Annotated in this window: 2 protein-coding genes; both read left to right on the top strand. The window is 54.4% G+C overall.

The annotated features are described in order from the left end of the window. Nucleotides 1-317: hypothetical protein (locus UB48_RS28080; RefSeq protein WP_275560922.1), on the top strand; the 317-nt coding region annotated here is incomplete at its 5' end. Between the two features lie 675 nt (nucleotides 318-992). Next, on the top strand, nucleotides 993-2,321 hold the full coding sequence (gene gmtY / locus UB48_RS26790; RefSeq protein WP_082075532.1) for a gamma-mobile-trio recombinase GmtY: 1,329 nt from the start codon (nucleotides 993-995) through the stop codon (nucleotides 2,319-2,321). The last annotated feature ends 17 nt before the right edge of the window (nucleotides 2,322-2,338 follow it).

Below are 2,338 nucleotides of genomic sequence, written 5' to 3'. Positions count from 1 at the left end.
CCGGCGCCGACACGGTTTTATCCGTGGCCGGGCGCGCCTGGTTGAACAACGACTCGAACTTGCTCGCCCCACAGGCAATCAACGGCAAGCCACCTCGGGTCGCTACCGTCGTGAACGTCGAGCGCTATCGCTTCCAGCACTGCCCAGCACTACTGGCCGCGGGCTTGTGGGATCGCGCAACACACCTGGACGAAAGGCAGATTCCAGCCTTTTCTAGGATGCTGTCCGAGCACATGAACGGTACGGGCCTGTTGGGCAAGGCCACCAGCCTGGTGGTCGATGCGGTGGTCAAGCATGACCTGCGCCATCTCTACTGAGGTGACGGGGTAGGCGATGGCTTAAGTGCCCTTCTGTACCTTGCACAGCCGGATGCTTATTGTTGTCCGTCAGCATCCGAATCCACTGCGCTTTCTAGCGAGGTTCTGCTCTAGCCGGTCATGTAAGCATGCGACTGGCTGGTATTGGCCGGTTTAGGTCATCCACGAACGGCCGCAAAGGGTCGTTAACAGTCATTCGCGAAAGCCTGCTAACGACCCTTGTCAGTCATTTGGTGAGCGCTCGCTGCGACTGAAGGTCGCCGTGCTGATGGTGGCCAAGGTCAAGGGCAAACAGTGGCCGCCGTTGCTCACACAGTCAGCCACTGCTTGGCTGCTAGGCAAGTTGGCTTGCCGCGTTAGCCTCATAATACCGCTTCATTGCAACCACTCCGTCGGAATACAATGAGTCATTGGGTCGAAGCGGTGGAGGTTTGTCGTACATAAGGATCTATAGTGTTGGAAAGGGCTTCACGGAGCATGGCAAGTCGGCAAGAACCATGCCTTATACCATTCTTTGCATCTATTCGCCCACCTATGGGATCGAGGCAGCGTAGTACGATCTGAACTGAACGAACGGCTTTGTATCGAGTTTTTGGCGCAAAATCCCTCTGAGCGGGCGTCCTCATTCAGAGCGTACTATCGTTACCATCTTTCTATTTGTAGATGGTGGACTGGATGACGGTGGTTCAGGTCGTAGCGAAGGTAATAGTCGACGACACGGGGCTCCAAAGTGAGATCCCAGTCTTGATTACTGAGCATGGTGTGGTCTCCTCGCTGGTTGATTACCTCCTGGACAACCACCACCTCAGTCCCAGCTGGCAGCGTTCGGTAATTCAAGCCACTAAACTGCTGCTCGAGTACATGGAAGCAAACCAGCACCATTTCTCCGCCCCACGTGACCTCTTCCAGGCCTTTGCGTCACGCCTCTATACCGGAACGATTGGAGCTGACGGGCTAGATCCATCAGGCTTAGGCTGGATTCCAGCCAGTCGCCAGACATCGAACCGTCACGTCTCGATACTTAGAGGTTTCACGGACTACTTAGCTGATCTATACGACGCTCCTACCATGAACCCTCTGATGACCGCCAGTACCTGTGATCAGCGCCTTAACTATGCTGCCTGGCATCGCCGCAACAGTCATGATTTCTTAGGACATATCAAAAACAAGACGCTCTCGGAGAGCGTCGATCAGGCACGAAATATTCGAGGGCGGCGTATGCTCAGCAAAGCTGATGATGATGCCGTAGCGTTCCCCGAGAAGCTTTTCCAAGCTTTGTATATGTACGGTTTTGGTGGAGCTACTGATCCTAGGTGTTCAGTTCGAGATCAATTGATACTGATAATGATGCATGGGGCGGGCTTGCGCGAGAGCGACGCACAGCACCTTTGGGTAGTGGATGTTGAAGATCACCCTCTGATCGAGGGCGGTGCTATGGTTCGTGTCTACCATCCGGAAGAAGGTAAGGCGCCACATAACTGGAGAAGTCGCAAAGGCACCACAACACGCGCAGCCTACTTAAGGGAGAATCACGCCCTAATGCCCAGGAGTCTTCGCCAAGGCACAAAACGTGTTGGGTGGAAGACCAGGCTGGTTGACCATGCGGATAACTACATTCAGCTTCACTGGTTCCCTCCACAATTTGGCGTGCTTTTTATGAAACTTTGGAGGGTGCACATACGATACTTGACCACTGTAGAGCGGCACCATCCATACGCCTTCGTTTCCTACGAAGATTCCGTCGCTGGCCAGCCATATACCCTTCAAGCCTTCAACGGCAATTACAAGCGAGCCCTGGCGCGCATTGGCCAAACCGTTTCAAAGTCGCAGGGTCGATCCACCCATGGCCACCGGCACGCTTTTGGTCGGCGGTTGAGGAACGCCGAAGTTTCCCCACAGATTATCCGCAAGGCTATGCATCACTCATCTCTGGAGTCGCAGAAGAGATATACCGCACCTGGTGTTGCAGAGGTTTTCACCGCGCTTACTACCGCTGGGGTGTAGTGGTCTAATGAAACCGG

It is taken from the genome of Pseudomonas sp. 2(2015) (assembly GCF_000955865.1).
Lineage (GTDB): Bacteria > Pseudomonadota > Gammaproteobacteria > Pseudomonadales > Pseudomonadaceae > Aquipseudomonas.
The sequence above is the reverse complement of the archived record's forward strand: the minus strand, read 5'-3'. Positions and strand labels throughout refer to the sequence as shown.

Excerpts from the sequence above, each read along its gene's own strand:
- gmtY (WP_082075532.1), top strand. The coding sequence starts at position 993 with ATGACGGTGGTTCAGGTCGTAGCGAAGGTAATAGTCGACGACACGGGG.